Genomic DNA, 14,364 nt, shown 5'->3' with positions numbered 1-14,364 from the left:
GGACTCACGCCTATTCCGCGGCTTGCCGCAGCGTCGCGACCACCGGCCGGCGCAGCACCTCGCGCAGCCCCCACCAGCCCGCTGCCAGCGCCAGCACCGCGCCGGCCAGCGCGCCCGCGACCGGCACCCACAGCGATGCCGTCCAGGTGAAGTCGAACACGTAGCGCGCCAGTCCCCAGCCGATGGCCGACGCGGCGATGCTCGCCAGGAAGCCCGCCAGCAGGCCGACGCCCACCAGCTCGGCGCGCTGCACCTGCCGCAGCAGCGACGCACGCGCGCCGACCGCACGCATCACCGCGAACTCGCGGGCACGCTCCTCGCGCGTGGCCGTGACCGCCGCGAACAGCACCACCAGGCCAGCCGCCAGCGTGAAGCCGAACAGGAACTCCACCGCGCGGATCACCTGGTCGAGCACCCGCTGCACCTGGCCGATGGTCGCGCTCATGTCGACGTTGGTCACGTTCGGGTAGGCGCGCACCAGCGCGTTGTCGAAGCCCTTGGTCTCGGGTGCGCGGAAGGCGCCCATGTAGGTCACCGGCACGTCGGGCAACTCCGCCACCGTGTACATCACGAAGAAGTTGGCGTGCAGCGAACCCCAATCGACCTTGCGCAGCGAGGTGATGCGCGCGTCGTTCTGGATGCCGCCGATGTCGAAGCGCAGCGTGTCGCCGAGCTTGAGGCCCAGTGTCTCTGCCAGGCCGTCTTCCACGCTCACCTCGCCCGGTGCGTCGACCTTCCACGCGCCCGCAACGATGCCGTTGTGCGGCGGTGCCTCTGCGCTGTTGCTCAGGTTGAACTCGCGGTCGACCAGGCGCTTGGCGCGGTCGTCGGCGTAGTCGTCGGGCGAGACGGGCTTGTCGTTGATGGCGACCAGGCGGCCGCGGATCATGGGGTACCAGTCGAACTTCTGCACACCGCCATCGCGCAGCGACTTCTGGAAGGCCTGGCTCTGGTCGGGCATCACGTTGATGACGAAGCGGTTGGGCGCATCGGGCGGCGTCGCGCGGCGCCAGCTCGACACCAGGTCGGTGCGCAACAGCACCAGCAGCACCAGGGCCAGCAGGCCGACCGCCAGCGCGCTGACCTGCACCACCGCGTACACCGGCCGCGCCGAGATCTGCCGCGTGGCCAGCACCAGCCAGCGCGGCGCCGTCGTCTCGTTGACGCTGCGGCGCAGCACCTTCACCGCGACCCAGCTCAGCGACGCGAACACCGCCACCGCGCCGGCGAAACCGCCGACCGCGATCAGCCCCAGCTTCAGATCGCTGCTGGCCGCCAGCAGCATCGCCACGAAGCCCAGCGCACCGATGCCCAGCACCGCGAGCGACGCCGGCTTGAGCCCACCGACATCGCGGCGGATCACGCGCAGCGGCGGCACGCGCGCTAGCTGCAGCACGGGTGGCAGACCGAAGGTGAACAGCAGCACCAGCCCCATGCCCAGCCCGAAGGCCACCGGCCACAGCGTGGGCGCCGGCAGCGCCGTTTCGACCAGGCCGGCCAGCAGCAGCACGAAGGCGTAGTGCACGCCGAAGCCGATCGCCACGCCCAGCCCGCTCGCCACCAGCCCGACGATGAAGAACTCGAAGGCGTAGGCGCCGGCGATGGTGCGCTGGCTCTGGCCCAGCACGCGCAGCATGGCGCAATCGTCGAGGTGGCTGGCCGCGAAGCCGCGCGCCGCCAGCGCCACCGCCACGGCGCTCAGCAGCGCCGCGAGCAGCGCCACCAAGTTGAGGAATTTCTCGGCGCGGTCGAGCGTCTGGCGCATCTCCGGCCGGCCGCTCTCGAAGGATTCGAGCCGCGCGCCGCGCAGCTCGCCCCGCTTGAGCGAGGCATCGGCCCAGTCGCTGAAGTTCTTCACCGCCCGCTCGTTGCCGGCCACGGCGAAGCGGTAGTTGACCCGGCTGGCCGGCTGCACGAGCCCGGTGCGCGCCACGTCGGCCTGGTTGAGCATCACGCGCGGCGAGAAGCTCGCGAAGCCGCCGCCCCGGTCCGGCTCCAGCGTGATCACGCGCGACACGCGCAGCCCGGTGTCGCCCAGCAGCAGCGTGTCGCCGACCTTCAGGCCCAGCGATTCGAGCAGCGACGCATCGACCCAGGTCTCGCCCGGCGCCGGCACGTCGCGCGTGGCCTGGCCGGGGCCGTCGGCCATCGTCGCGACCTGCACGCTGCCGCGCAGCGGGTAGCCGGCGGTCACCGCCTTCAGCGACACCAGCTTGCTCGCCCCGCCCTGCGCGTCGGAGGCGCGGGCCATGGTCGGGAAGCCGTAGGTCGACGTGGTCTCCAGGCCCAGCGACCGAGCCCGCTCGACGAAGGCCGGCGGCGTCGGGTTGTCGCTGGCCAGCACCGCGTCGCCCCCCAGCAATTGCCGCGCATCGCGCTGCAGCCCACCCTTGAGCCGATCGGCGAAGAAGCCGACGGCCGTGAGCGCGGCCACCGCGAGCAGCACGGCGACGATGAGAAGCCGCAGCTCGCCGGCACGCAGATCGCGCCAGAGGGTGCGCCAACCGAGGCGGAGGGAGGAAGTCATGGGGTGGACGATAGCTGAGGCGGGGTAGGCGGCTATCTCATGGGGGGAAGACAGGGTCGTCGCGGCCCTCAGCTTTTCGCCGCCTATTTACTCGTAGTGGCTCCACATGCGAAGGACGCGCACAGTGCGCTCCTTCTTGAAGACTTCATAGACGAGCCGGTGCTGGATGTTGATCCGCCGGGAGTAGGTGCCGTCGAGGTCACCCACCAACTTTTCGTAGGGCGGCGGGTTCTGGAAAGGGTCGACCGCCAGAACGTCGAGGAGCGCCTGGGCTTTACCCTTCAAACCGACCGATGCAAGCTTGCCGGCGTCCTTGACCGCATGCTTTGCATAAACGACGCTCCACATCACCAATCGAGCTTCTTCGCGCTCTTGCCCAAGGGCTCCACCCGGCCTTCCTGGATGGACTCCCGCATGCCGGGGACCGACAGCAGATACAAGGTCTCCTGAATCGACTGCCAGTCATCTGCGGACACCAGCACCGCGCTGCTGCGTTTGCCGGAGATCAGGATGGGCTGATGCGACTCGTGGGCCTGATCAATCAACCGATACAGGCTGGCGCGGGCTTCACTGGCGGTAATGGGGGGGGTCATGGTCACTCCGAAAACCAAAGCGTACGTAAAACCGCACGTTACGTCAATGCCCAAAAATGCTCGTCGACCGGTTCTGGCGCCCCTGCCGGCCAGGCGGGCGCAGTAGAAATAGGCGGACCCGCCCTCAAACAGATTGCCCCGGCGCGCTTGCACGCTTGACCGCAAGTAAGGCACATTTGATCGCGACAGGAGTGCCGCTTTTTGCGGACCTTTAGTACCGCGCAAACACAAATCATGACGCCCAACGCGGTCTGCATGCGGCTTCCCAGTCAGTCAACGGTGCGTTGTTATGCAAACACGTACTGTGTTATGCAGCAATCCTGTCTGCATATAACCAAGTTAGGCGCCGAGAACATGCACTAAGGAGTCAGACTATGTTGCGATGGTTGACCGAGAACTACAAGAAGATACTGGCTGTCGTAGGTGGCGTGGGCGCGATAGTTCCATTGCTTAGCTTGGCCTTGTCCGCATATCAGTTTGTCAGGATTGAAGATCAAAAACTCAAACAGCAGAGATTCGAGAACTACCATGCGCTCATTGCAAGATTTGGTACGCAAGCCCCTTCATCTACAGTCGCTGTTAGCACGATGTATGAGTTGAAGAACTATCCCGAGTACTGCGAAGTCTCTTTGTTGATCGTAGAGTTCTATCAGGAGTACTGGAAATCTGACAAGTTGTCTCGAGACGGATTGCTGCTAGTAAGACCTTATCTTGAGCTGCAATGCAGCGACAGGCAACCAAGGGTGAGGAAGTGAACGCGCCGGCGCCTAACCCTTCCTTCAAGCGGACTGGCCTACGGCCAGCCGCTTAAGTCAAACGTTAGGCCGCTCATCTTCTGCATATGAAACTACTTCAAGTTAGGCATGCACACCCACTGGAACGGGAGTACGAAGCTTGGATCGTCAGTGGGATTGAAAGCTACTTGACCTCTGTTGGTTATCGGTACTCAATTTGGGCGGTGTCGCCAGAAATTGAGGCGAAATGGCCAGCAGACGAGATCCTAATCACGGCAGGCAAGCTCGTGGGGCTGCAATTTAAGCAAGCGAAGCTTGCTACTGGCAGGCTCGCGCCGGACCGCCTCAAATGGACACTCCATAAACCTAAAGGGCAGTTTGAACTTATTCAGGCTAGTCCAGAGATCTTCTATTGCCTTCCTACATTCGTTGACAGGGCATCTAGGTCAAAAGCGCTTGACCACTGCATGTTCTGGCGCCCCAACGAGGCAACCAACTACAACGTCTGGTACGACAATCCGGCCGCACACACCCCCTACAAGAAAGTGCGCGACGCCATGCGATGGGGACACTTCTTCGAGTCCCTTCTCTATTGCGAAGTTGGTAAGCGTGTTGAGGACGCTGCGTCTGCGCAGCGGGAGATTGCTGCAATTTATTCAAAGGTTCGCGAACAGCTGCACACGAAGCACTCACGAAACGAGGAACGTTCAGAGCGGACGCAGGAAGCAGAGCCCGGTACCCAAGATCTTGGCTTCTATCTGCTTTATGTGAGCCTTTAGGCTTATGTTCACCAGATCAGGCACCATATTCAGTTGGAACACAGTACCTTCGCCCCCCAGCGTAGTCTCACAGTTGAAGTGCAACACCCTGCCTTCGCGCCCTAGCCTAACTGGTCGTTCAAGGGACAATAATGCTTCGCGTCATTGCCCCTCAACTTTGGCGTTAGCCTTCTCGATCGGAGAATGACATGGGCAAACACGAAGAACCAACACCTCAACACTGGAACTACTTTCTCGCCCTTGAGGATGATGTCGTCCGGTTGTCTCGCTATATCGAGTTCACAAAGGACAATTTCGGTTCATACTCTCTTGAGCTTGCTAAAATCCTTTCATCCGCGGCCTCTGAGGTTGATGTCGTTGCAAAGCAGCTATGCACAAAGCTCACTGGCACGACCCAGGCAGACAATATTTCCAAGTATCAAGCAATTATTCAGCCGGCCTATCCGGCACTCACGGGCGCTTTGATCCTGATCCCAAGATTTGGCCTTGTGCTTCAACCGTGGGAACAATGGGCTAACGGCGCCAAGCCTTTCTGGTGGGCTGCATATAACGACGTCAAACATCGTCGTCACACTAATTTCTCCGATGCGTCCTTGAAGAACGCATTAAATGCTGTCGCTGGCCTTTTTGTCCTGCTGCTCTTCTTCTATCGAGACGAAAGTCAGAATGCCCGTCTCAATCCCGATCCAGTTCTCTTTCAAGCGGGCGCACCTTTCCAAATTGACTATCCCGCGTTCGGTAGAAAAGCGACCTTCTATCAACTCCCCGGATATGTGCCAGAAGGCTAACCCGGCGCTCAACCCCGGTCGCTTCGCTCTCTGGAGGCTGGGCGATAAAGCCGCGCAGCGCCGGTCAGCTCTACGTTAAGCAACTACGGGAGAGCGAAGTGGAGGTGACAAGATACAGAGAAATTCTCGGTGAGCTAGAAATTTTCATTGAACTTGGGAAACAAGTTTCCTTGCACTTGGTGGGCATTGAGCCTGAACACCACCATTGCTCATACGCCGATCCCATCTTCACAAAGCTCTTGTGTCATGCAATCAGCCTTCATAGGCTCTCGCCACAACTCGATCAATCGCAAGGACAACAGTTGTGGGACATGCCCTCTGCATGCGCTGTTGCAAGGTGCATCATCGAGGCTCATGACGTCCTCGAATACATTGCTCTTGCCAACATTTCAGAAGAGGAACGCTCCTTCCGCCTTCTCGTATGGAAGCTCCATGACCAACAGAGACGATCAAGCATGCTCAACTCAATTAATTCCCATGATCCGAGAGCTCGCGATATCCACAATAAAGCCGATGAACTCCAAAAGGAAGCCGAACAGCATCCCTGGTTTCCGAACATCAATCTTGGGTATCAAAAGCGAATCCGTAGCGGTGATGCTCCGTCCTACCTGCTGTCACAAAGGGAATTGAACAAGGCCAACGGCGTAAACCATGACTACCATGTTGCCGCAACCATGATGCTTTCCCAGTACGTTCATACATTGCCAATGGCCGTTCATCAACTACTTGAATTTAAAGCTGGCACCCCGGAAGCGTTGCATCTAAGCTCAATGCCAGTTCAATACAGTCTTGCATTTTTGGCGCGAACCATCACGCGAATGGCAGAGGTCTTTCCCCAGGGCAACGTCGAAATTACTGAACAGCAATCTGATGTTTTTAGCCGCTGGCTTTCTGTTTCAGAGAAGGGTGTAACGTCAGCATCTTGGATGGAGGCTAAATAGTGCACCACTGCCTAACTGGTCGTTCAAGCGGACGGCAACAAGGGCCATGCCTTCGGCATTCTCATGGCCCTTGTTGGTGCCCTACGCAACTTCGGTGCTCCAGCGCCGCTTACCTTGGGCGTTTGATGTCGTAGCGAGATCTCACAGCATGATCGAAATCGCACCGTTCTCCAGTACCTTTCAAGCCGATGTCATCGACGTCATTCTTCCCATTCAGCGGGAAGAGTTCGGGTTCCCCTCCGCTATCGAGAACCAACCCGACCTGTTGGACATCCCAAACTTCTATCAGTCTGGCGCTGGCGGATTCTGGATCGCGCTCGACGGTGGACGCGTCGTAGGAACCATCGCACTGCGCGATATCGGGAATCTCAATGGCGCCCTGCGAAAAATGTTCGTCAGAGCCACGCATCGGGGCAAGGAATACTCGGTCGCCGGCCAGCTTCTGGGGCATCTCGTCGATGCATCGAAAGGCAGGTTGTCCAACATCTTTCTCGGGACGACAGAACGCTATCTCGCAGCGCATCGGTTCTACGAGAAGAACGGCTTCACCCGCATACCGGAGAGCGCACTGCCTGCGACGTTCCCACGAGTTGCAGCGTCAACACGGTTCTACCAACTGAAAGTACCCGAATGATGCTTGCCCTTCTTCGATGGCCGCTCTTGCAGCAGAAGAGACGGTTGTCGGGAACGCTTCGTGATCGGCGGCAACCGGACTGAAGCCGAGTTCGAGTGCCTGGCGACTCCATTCAACGCAGCACTGTCAGACCCGGCACTCCTGCTTCCGCGCGCCCAATCACCCGCGCGTCCCCAAACCCCTCACGCCGGAACGTCTCCCGCACCGAATCGACAGCCTCAGCAGCGCAACTCACCAACAGCCCCCCCGAAGTCTGCGGATCGCTCAACAGACTCTTCGCCGTCTCCGGCAATCCTTCAGCCAGCTCGACATCGGCCCCATACCCCGCCCAGTTCCGCCCCGAAGCCCCGGTCACGAATCCTTCGGCGACCATCGCTTCCACGCCGTCCAACAACGGCACCTTCGACCACTCGATCACGGCGGTCAGCCCCGCACCGCGCGCCAGTTCCAGCGCATGGCCGGCCAGGCCGAAGCCGGTGACATCGGTCAGGGCGTGTACGCCGTCGAGCTGCGCCAGCGCGATGCCGGGGGTGTTGAGCTTCGTGGTGGTGTCGATCAGTTGCCGGTAGCCGGCCTCGCTCAGTTGTTCCTTTTTCAGCGCGGCCGACAGCACGCCGACGCCGAGGGGCTTGCCGAGGATGAGCACGTCGCCGGCCTTCGCGCCCGCGTTGCGGCGCACGCGGTCGGGGTGCACCAGGCCCATCACGACGAGGCCGTAGATGGGTTCGACGGAGTCGATGGTGTGGCCGCCCGCGATGGGAATGCCGGCGGCGCGGCACACGTCCTGGCCGCCGCGCACGATGTCGCCGATGACTTCGATGGGTAGCTGGTTGATGGGCATCGCGACCAGGGCCAGCGCCATGATGGGCTTGCCGCCCATGGCGTACACATCACTGATGGCGTTGGTGGCGGCGATGCGGCCGAACTCGTAGGGGTCGTCCACGATCGGCATGAAGAAGTCGGTGGTGGCGATGAGCGCCTGGCTGTCGTTCAACCGGTAGACGGCCGCGTCGTCGGCGGTCTCGATGCCGACCATCAGCTCGGGCGGGATGAGGCCGTTACCTCCAATTCCGCTGTTCTTCAGGATCTCCGACAGCACGCCGGGCGCGATCTTGCAGCCGCAGCCGCCACCGTGCGAAAAACTGGTGAGGCGCAGCGGCGCGAGCGGGTTCATGGGCGTGGGGTTCATGCGGTGGATTATCGAAGTCATCGCGCCATAGCGCCGGTTTCTACAATGGCGCCCTTCCTTGTCCGCACGCCTCCGAGGCACACCCCCATGAAAACGATCCTCCGACTGACGCTCGCGTTGTCCCTTTCCTTCGCCGCGCTCGGCGCCTCCGCACAGGGCAAGGTGTTGCGCGTGTCGGCCATCCCCGACGAGGCGCCGACCGAGCTGCAGCGCAAGTTCGCGCCGCTGGGCGAGTACCTGAAGAAGGAAACCGGCATGGACGTGCAGTTCACGCCCGTGACCGACTACGCCGCCGTGGTCGAGGGCCTGGCGACGAACAAGATCGACCTGGCCTGGCTGGGCGGCTTCACCTACGTGCAGGCGCGCATCCGCACCACCGGCGGCGCGGTGCCGATCGTGCAGCGGGCCGAAGACGAGGTGTTCACCAGCAAGTTCATCGTGCCGATCGACAGCACCGCCAAGACGCTGGCCGACCTGAAGGGCAAGACCTTCGCCTTCGGCGCGCCCTCCTCCACCTCGGGCAGCCTGATGCCGCGCTACTTCCTGATGCAGGCGGGCATCGACCCCGAGAAGGACTTCAAGACGGTCGCGTTCTCGGGTGCGCACGATGCCACCGTGGCCTTCGTGGCCGCATCGCGCGCCGAAGCGGGCGTGCTCAACGCGTCGGTGTGGGACAAGCTGGTCGAGTCGAAGAACCCCAACGCCGCCAAGGTGCGCGTGCTGGCGACCACGCCGACCTACTACGACTACAACTGGACGGTGCGCCCCGGCATGGACCCGGCCCTGCAGAAGAAGCTGACCGACGCCTTCCTCAAGCTCGACCCGGCCAACCCGGCGGACAAGGAAATCATGGCGCTGCAGCGCGCGAGCAAGTTCATCCCGACCAAGTCGTCGAACTACGACGGCATCGAGACGGCGGGCAAGTCGGCCGGCCTCATCAAGTAATCCGCGGATGAGCTTCTCGCTGGCCGCCGTCGGCCTGGTGCACCCCAACGGGCACCGCGCGCTGCAGGGCGTGATACTGGCGGCGCGCGCGGGCGAACGGCTCGCGGTCATCGGGCCGTCGGGCGCCGGCAAGACGACGCTGCTGCGCGTGCTCGGCGCCGCACTGCGGCCGAGCGAGGGCACGGCGACGCTGCTCGACACGGCACCGTGGCAGCTCGGCGGCCCTGCGCTGCGCAAGCTGCGCGCACAGATCGGCACGGTGCACCAGAGCCCGCCGATCGCGCCGCGGCTGCGCGTGGTGACGGCCGTGCTGTCGGGGCGGCTCGGCGAATGGTCGGCGCTGCGGGCGCTGTCGTCGCTGCTGCATCCGTCGGACATCGCGGGCGCGCACGCCGCGTTGTCGCGCGTCGCGATGGAAGACCGCCTGTTCGACCGCTGCGACCGCCTCTCGGGCGGGCAGCTGCAGCGCGTGGGTATTGCGCGCGCGCTGTACCAACGGCCGCGCCTGCTGCTGGCCGACGAGCCGGTGTCGGCGCTCGACCCGACGCTGGCCGACGCCACGCTGCAGCAGCTGGTGGCGCAGAGCGAATCGACCGGTGCGACGCTGGTGGCCTCGCTGCACGCGGTCGACCTGGCGTTGCGCTGGTTTCCGCGCATCGTCGGCATGCGTGACGGGCAGGTGATGTTCGACGCGCCGGTGGGCGAGGTCACGCCTCAGATGCTGACGGCGCTGTATGCGAGCGAAGGCGCGCTGCCGATGCAGGGCGCGGCGGATGCATTGCCCGTGCGCGCCGCCGCGGCGGCGGTGCCGCGGCCGGACTGCCTGTGAGCCCCACGAGCGCCCCCCTGCGCGACCCGGCCGCGCGGCGCCGCCTGGTCGGCGGGCTGGCGGCGCTGGTCATCGCCTGGCCGATGCTGAGGCTGGCCGAGTTCAACCCGGCGGCGCTGTTCGCATCGGGCAACCTGCAGGTCATCGGCGGCTTTCTCGGTGCCTTCCTGCCGCCCGCGACGGCGCCGGAATTCCTCGCGCTGCTGCTCAAGGCCACGCTCGAAACGCTGGCCATGGCCACGGCCGGCACGGCGCTCGCCTTCGTCATCGGCGCGCCGCTGGCCTTCGTCACGACGCGGGCGCTGTCGGTGTCGCGCATCGGCCCGGGGCCGGGCCGCGTGCGGGCGGGCGTGGTGCGGCAGGCCGCGCGCAGCGTGCTGATGGTGCTGCGCGCCATCCCCGAGATCGTGTGGGCGCTGATCTTCGTGCGCGCGCTGGGCCTCGGCCCCGCCGCGGGCGTGCTGGCGCTGGCCATCACCTACGGCGGCATGCTGGGCAAGGTGTACGCCGAGGTGCTGGAGTCGACGGACACGCGCCCCTCGCGCGCGCTGCTCGAAGCGGGCAGCAGCCGGTTCGCCGCGCTCTGCTACGGGCTGCTGCCGAACTGTGCGCAAGAGCTTGTCTCGTACACCGTGTACCGCTGGGAATGCGCGGTGCGCGCATCGGTGGTGATGGGCTTCGTCGGCGCCGGCGGGCTGGGCCAGTTGATGGACCAGTCGATGAAGATGCTCAACGGCGGCGAGGCCAGCAGCATCCTCTTGGTGTTCCTGTCGCTGGTGCTGCTGGCGGATGCGCTGAGCAATGCGCTGAGAAAGTTGCTCGCATGAACGCCATGCCTGCAGTGCCACCACCCTGCCTGCGTTGCTGGGCCGTGCTCGGCGGCGTGCTCGCGGCCGTCGTCGCGAGCTTCACCTACCTCGCCATCGACTACCGCGCGCTGTTCACGCGCGAGTCGTTGGGCTTCATGGGCACCTTCATCGCCGAGTTCTTCCCGCCCGACCTGTCGGCCGGCTTCGTCGCCAAGACGGCTTGGGGCGCCTTGCAGACACTGGCCGTCTCCGCGCTCGGCTCACTGCTGGCTGCGGCGGCCGGCGCGGTGCTGGCGCTGCCGGCATCGGGCCGCGGCGGTGTCGTGGCGCGGCAGGCGTCGCGCTTCGTGCTGAACCTGCTGCGCAGCGTGCCCGAGCTGGTCTGGGCCGCGCTGATGGTGCTGGCCGCGGGCATCGGCCCCTTCGCGGGGGCGCTGGCCTTGTCGCTGCACACCACGGGCGTGCTGGGCCGGCTCTTCGCCGAGAGCCTGGAGAACGCACCGCGCGAGCCCGAACAGGCGCTGCGGCACAGCGGGTCGGGCGCGGTCGCGGCCTTTGCCTACGGCAGCCTGCCGCTGGTGCTGCCGCAGTGGCTGGCCTACACGCTCTACCGTTGGGAAATGAACATCCGCATGGCAGCGGTGCTGGGCTTCGTCGGTGGCGGCGGGCTGGGCCAGCTGCTGTACTTTCATCTGTCGATCTTCCAGCAGCCGCAGGCCATGACAGTGCTGATCGCCATGTTCGCGCTCGTCATGCTCGTCGACTTCGCCAGCGGCCGGCTGCGGCGCACACTGGGGCCTGCCTATGCCTGAAGACAACAACAACCATCGCCGCCAGCCGACCCGCGTCACCGACCGGCACGACTTCGACACCATCATTGACGCGCGCTCGCCGGCCGAGTTCGCGCTCGACCACATCCCCGGCGCCGTCAACTGCCCGGTGCTCGACGACGAGGAGCGCCGCATCGTCGGCACCCTCTACAAACAGACCGGCGCCTTCGAGGCCCGCCGCGTGGGCGGTGCGATGGTCGCGGCCAACCTCGCGCGCCACCTGCGCGAGCAGTGGGCCGACAAGCCCGCCGACTGGCGGCCGATGGTCTATTGCTGGCGCGGCGGGCTGCGCAGCGGCTCGATGGTCAACTGGATGCGCCTGGTCGGCTGGGACGCCCGCCAGCTCGCGAGCGGCTACAAGGCCTTTCGCCATCATGTGCTGGAGATCATCGAGACGGTCGTGCCACGGCTGCAGCTGAAGGTGATCTGCGGCGCCACGGGCAGCGCCAAGACGCGGGTGCTCGAAGCGCTGGCCGCGCGCGGCGAGCAGGTGCTCGACCTGGAACATTGCGCGAGCCACAAGGGCTCGCTGCTGGGTGGCCTGCCCGGCGTGGCGCAGCCCTCGCAGAAGCGCTTCGAGACGCTGATCGCGACCGTGCTCGAAAACCTCGACCTGTCGCGCCCGCTGTACATCGAAGGCGAGAGCGCGCGCATCGGCCGCATCGCGCTGCCGGTGCCGCTGGTGACGCGCATGCGCGCGGCGCACTGCATCGAGGTCGAGGCGACGCCCGAGGCGCGGCTCGCCTTCCTGCTGCGCGACTACGCCTACCTGGCCGACGACCGACACGCGCTGGCCGAGACGCTGGGCCGGCTCAAGGAAATGCAGGGAAAGGAAACCGTGCAGCGCTGGCAGGCCTGGGCCGAGGCCGGCGACCTGCCGCCGCTGTTCGCCGAGCTGATGGCGCTGCACTACGACCCGCACTACGAACGGTCACAGGCGCGGCACTTCGCGGCCTGGCCGGAGCGCGATCGGGTGGCGGCGCAGGATCTGACGGCCGAGGGGATCGATGCGGTGGCGGAGGCGATTCGGGGATTGCCGGCGCTGGCTTGACGATAGGCACCGCTTGCTGCCCGGACAACATCATGCGATGTGTTCGAACCGATCACCCTCAAAAAGTAGACATTTTTTTATGCCGATGGAAAAATGTAGATACTTTTTTTGATCTGTAGACATTTTCCAAGGCCCGTCTGCCTCCACCATGACCGTCGCAACCACTCGGGTGTTCCTGGGATACGAAGGCCTCATCCGTCGATTCAACCTGCGCGTCCCTGCGCTGCAGCGCATCTTCGCGACCACAGAGCGCACGGTGGAAAAGCACACGCACACGCCGGACGGAAGCGAGCTGATCGAGTTGCCGCGTCAGCGCCTGACCGACGTTGACTCATTGGTCGGCCAGCTGACGTTTGCACTCAAGAGAGAGTCTTTGAACCTCACGGTTCTCGGCGCCCTTTTCGAGCGAGAGGAAGCGCTGGGCGCCGTGCAGGCATGGCTCGACGACAAGCCGAGCTCTCGCTACTCGCGCACCGCCGGGCACCTGGCAACGTGGCTCAGTGGCCACCAGTTCAAGTACACCCTCCCGCCCGGCAGTCCGCGAGTCCCCCTGCTTGCCGAGGCGGAGTTCGTCACCGGTCCAGGCGTGCCGGACCCCAAGTTCGGCGTCATCAACAACGTCCTGGGAGGGCTGTCGTTCAGCCCCCTGGTGCGGCGTACACCCAAGTTGACGGCCCTGCTCGAAGAAGACCTTGCCGAGAAGGTCAAGCTGGCCATGCGCAGCATCGAGCCCGAACTGCTTGCACGAGCGGTCGACTACCTCTACCTGTCCGAAACCCGCTCGACCTACAACATCGAGAACGAAATCCCGGACAACCACCGTGCGGCCCGGTTCCGGAAATTACTGGAATCAGCAGGTGAGCCTGGCGCCCTGAATGAAGAGCAGCTGTGCAACTGGCAAAACCAGATCGTCAGCGCGCTGGCCGCGGAGTATCAGTACCGACCCACACAGAACTGGCTGTCCCGTGCCGGGCGGCTGCGCAACATCGCGGACTTCATCCCGCCGCCTGCGGACTTGGTCGACCCGATGATGGCGGACATCGCGGCGGTCGCAGCAGCTGGGTCGACCGGGTCGCTCGACCCTGTCCTGGCCGCCGCCTGCGCTTCGTTCGGGCTGGTGTACGTGCACCCGTTCCTGGACGGGAACGGCCGGCTGCATCGCTTCTTGCTGCACCACGTGCTCCGGCAGTCCGGCTTCACGCCGGCCGGCGTCGTGCTGCCTTTGTCGTCCCGCATGCTCAGCCAACTGGAGCGCTACGCCACGCTGCTCAAAAGCTACTCCCGCCCGCGCACGGAGTTGCTGGCGTACATGCTCGACAGCGAGAGCGGCACCATCGTGGTCAAGTCGGCTCAGCCACGGTGGCTCTACGCCTACTTCGATGCGACCGAGGTCTGCGAATTCATCCTGGAGTGCTGCAAGCTCTGCGTTGAAGAGGACCTCCTGTCAGAGGTGGTCTATCTGCGCGCGCACGACGAGACCGTCAAGGCGCTCGAATCCTGGTTGGACATGCGGCAGTCCCAGCTGAACACGCTCATCGACGTCATCGTGCAGGGCAACGGCAGGTTGTCCCATCGCAAGCGCAAATTGGCCGATGGGCTCTCCGCCGAGCAGTTGGCCAGGGTGGAGGCGACTGTCAACGAACACTTTGCGGCGTACATCGACGGGCAGGCTTGAGTAGATGCTTTTCCGATCAGAGCCGTCTTCGTAGATGAAT

14 protein-coding genes are annotated in these 14,364 nt (G+C 64.3%); 10 read left to right on the top strand and 4 right to left on the bottom strand.

What is annotated here, in order from left to right; translation table 11 throughout:
- Positions 1-10: 10 nt before the first annotated feature.
- The 3 genes from ACSFA2_RS01895 to ACSFA2_RS01885 form a co-directional block, all read right to left on the bottom strand.
- The gene (locus tag ACSFA2_RS01895) at positions 11-2,527 is read right to left on the bottom strand and encodes an ABC transporter permease (protein ID WP_435453612.1); all 2,517 of its coding nucleotides are present in this window, start codon (positions 2,525-2,527) and stop codon (positions 11-13) included.
- Between the two features lie 87 nt (positions 2,528-2,614).
- On the bottom strand, positions 2,615-2,875 hold the full coding sequence (locus tag ACSFA2_RS01890) for a Txe/YoeB family addiction module toxin (RefSeq protein ID WP_435453611.1): 261 nt from the start codon (positions 2,873-2,875) through the stop codon (positions 2,615-2,617).
- Positions 2,875-3,120 (bottom strand): type II toxin-antitoxin system Phd/YefM family antitoxin, encoded by a 246-nt coding sequence (locus tag ACSFA2_RS01885; RefSeq protein WP_435453610.1) that lies wholly within the window; start codon positions 3,118-3,120, stop codon positions 2,875-2,877. The genes ACSFA2_RS01890 and ACSFA2_RS01885 overlap by 1 nt, the downstream gene beginning before the upstream one ends.
- A gap of 841 nt (positions 3,121-3,961) precedes the next feature.
- Here ACSFA2_RS01885 and ACSFA2_RS01880 point away from each other — a divergent pair.
- The 4 genes from ACSFA2_RS01880 (at position 3,962) to ACSFA2_RS01865 (ending at position 6,996) form a co-directional block, all read left to right on the top strand.
- Positions 3,962-4,633: a hypothetical protein gene (locus ACSFA2_RS01880; protein ID WP_435453609.1), complete on the top strand. Its 672-nt coding sequence runs from the start codon at positions 3,962-3,964 to the stop codon at positions 4,631-4,633.
- Between the two features lie 188 nt (positions 4,634-4,821).
- Positions 4,822-5,421, top strand: a complete 600-nt coding sequence (locus tag ACSFA2_RS01875) for a hypothetical protein (protein ID WP_435453608.1) — start codon at positions 4,822-4,824, stop codon at positions 5,419-5,421.
- 98 nt (positions 5,422-5,519) lie between these two features.
- The gene (locus ACSFA2_RS01870) at positions 5,520-6,362 is read left to right on the top strand and encodes a hypothetical protein (protein WP_435453607.1); all 843 of its coding nucleotides are present in this window, start codon (positions 5,520-5,522) and stop codon (positions 6,360-6,362) included.
- A 148-nt stretch (positions 6,363-6,510) separates the two neighbouring features.
- The gene (locus ACSFA2_RS01865; RefSeq protein WP_435453606.1) at positions 6,511-6,996 is read left to right on the top strand and encodes a GNAT family N-acetyltransferase; all 486 of its coding nucleotides are present in this window, start codon (positions 6,511-6,513) and stop codon (positions 6,994-6,996) included.
- A gap of 112 nt (positions 6,997-7,108) precedes the next feature.
- Here the strand turns inward: ACSFA2_RS01865 and selD are convergent, their stop codons facing one another.
- On the bottom strand, positions 7,109-8,185 hold the full coding sequence (gene selD / locus ACSFA2_RS01860; protein WP_435453605.1) for a selenide, water dikinase SelD: 1,077 nt from the start codon (positions 8,183-8,185) through the stop codon (positions 7,109-7,111).
- A gap of 87 nt (positions 8,186-8,272) precedes the next feature.
- Here selD and ACSFA2_RS01855 point away from each other — a divergent pair, with 87 nt between their 5' ends.
- From ACSFA2_RS01855 to ACSFA2_RS01830, 6 genes are all read left to right on the top strand, one after another.
- Positions 8,273-9,130 (top strand): putative selenate ABC transporter substrate-binding protein, encoded by an 858-nt coding sequence (locus tag ACSFA2_RS01855; RefSeq protein ID WP_435453604.1) that lies wholly within the window; start codon positions 8,273-8,275, stop codon positions 9,128-9,130.
- A gap of 7 nt (positions 9,131-9,137) precedes the next feature.
- Positions 9,138-9,959 (top strand): phosphonate ABC transporter ATP-binding protein, encoded by an 822-nt coding sequence (locus ACSFA2_RS01850; RefSeq protein ID WP_435453603.1) that lies wholly within the window; start codon positions 9,138-9,140, stop codon positions 9,957-9,959.
- Positions 9,956-10,786 carry a PhnE/PtxC family ABC transporter permease gene (locus ACSFA2_RS01845; RefSeq protein WP_435453602.1) on the top strand — a complete coding sequence of 277 codons (831 nt, stop codon included), beginning with the start codon at positions 9,956-9,958 and terminating at the stop codon, positions 10,784-10,786. The genes ACSFA2_RS01850 and ACSFA2_RS01845 overlap by 4 nt, the downstream gene beginning before the upstream one ends.
- Positions 10,783-11,580, top strand: a complete 798-nt coding sequence (phnE, locus tag ACSFA2_RS01840) for a phosphonate ABC transporter, permease protein PhnE (RefSeq protein WP_435453601.1) — start codon at positions 10,783-10,785, stop codon at positions 11,578-11,580. The genes ACSFA2_RS01845 and phnE overlap by 4 nt, the downstream gene beginning before the upstream one ends.
- Positions 11,573-12,649: a tRNA 2-selenouridine(34) synthase MnmH gene (gene mnmH, locus ACSFA2_RS01835; RefSeq protein ID WP_435453600.1), complete on the top strand. Its 1,077-nt coding sequence runs from the start codon at positions 11,573-11,575 to the stop codon at positions 12,647-12,649. The genes phnE and mnmH overlap by 8 nt, the downstream gene beginning before the upstream one ends.
- 148 nt (positions 12,650-12,797) lie before the next feature.
- Complete coding sequence (locus tag ACSFA2_RS01830; protein WP_435453599.1) at positions 12,798-14,324, top strand: Fic family protein; 1,527 nt, start codon at positions 12,798-12,800, stop codon at positions 14,322-14,324.
- Positions 14,325-14,364: the final 40 nt, after the last annotated feature.

This window comes from Variovorax cryoconiti (assembly GCF_051216395.1).
Lineage (GTDB): Bacteria > Pseudomonadota > Gammaproteobacteria > Burkholderiales > Burkholderiaceae_C > Variovorax.
This window is presented reverse-complemented; position numbering and strand designations above follow the sequence as displayed.

Coding starts and splice junctions, on each gene's coding strand:
- ACSFA2_RS01890 (WP_435453611.1), bottom strand. CDS start 2,875: ATGTGGAGCGTCGTTTATGCAAAGCATGCGGTCAAGGACGCCGGCAAG.
- ACSFA2_RS01885 (WP_435453610.1), bottom strand. CDS start 3,120: ATGACCCCCCCCATTACCGCCAGTGAAGCCCGCGCCAGCCTGTATCGG.
- ACSFA2_RS01855 (WP_435453604.1), top strand. CDS start 8,273: ATGAAAACGATCCTCCGACTGACGCTCGCGTTGTCCCTTTCCTTCGCC.
- mnmH (WP_435453600.1), top strand. CDS start 11,573: ATGCCTGAAGACAACAACAACCATCGCCGCCAGCCGACCCGCGTCACC.
- ACSFA2_RS01865 (WP_435453606.1), top strand. CDS start 6,511: ATGATCGAAATCGCACCGTTCTCCAGTACCTTTCAAGCCGATGTCATC.
- ACSFA2_RS01895 (WP_435453612.1), bottom strand. CDS start 2,527: ATGACTTCCTCCCTCCGCCTCGGTTGGCGCACCCTCTGGCGCGATCTG.
- selD (WP_435453605.1), bottom strand. CDS start 8,185: ATGAACCCCACGCCCATGAACCCGCTCGCGCCGCTGCGCCTCACCAGT.
- phnE (WP_435453601.1), top strand. CDS start 10,783: ATGAACGCCATGCCTGCAGTGCCACCACCCTGCCTGCGTTGCTGGGCC.
- ACSFA2_RS01850 (WP_435453603.1), top strand. CDS start 9,138: ATGAGCTTCTCGCTGGCCGCCGTCGGCCTGGTGCACCCCAACGGGCAC.
- ACSFA2_RS01875 (WP_435453608.1), top strand. CDS start 4,822: ATGGGCAAACACGAAGAACCAACACCTCAACACTGGAACTACTTTCTC.
- ACSFA2_RS01880 (WP_435453609.1), top strand. CDS start 3,962: ATGAAACTACTTCAAGTTAGGCATGCACACCCACTGGAACGGGAGTAC.
- ACSFA2_RS01830 (WP_435453599.1), top strand. CDS start 12,798: ATGACCGTCGCAACCACTCGGGTGTTCCTGGGATACGAAGGCCTCATC.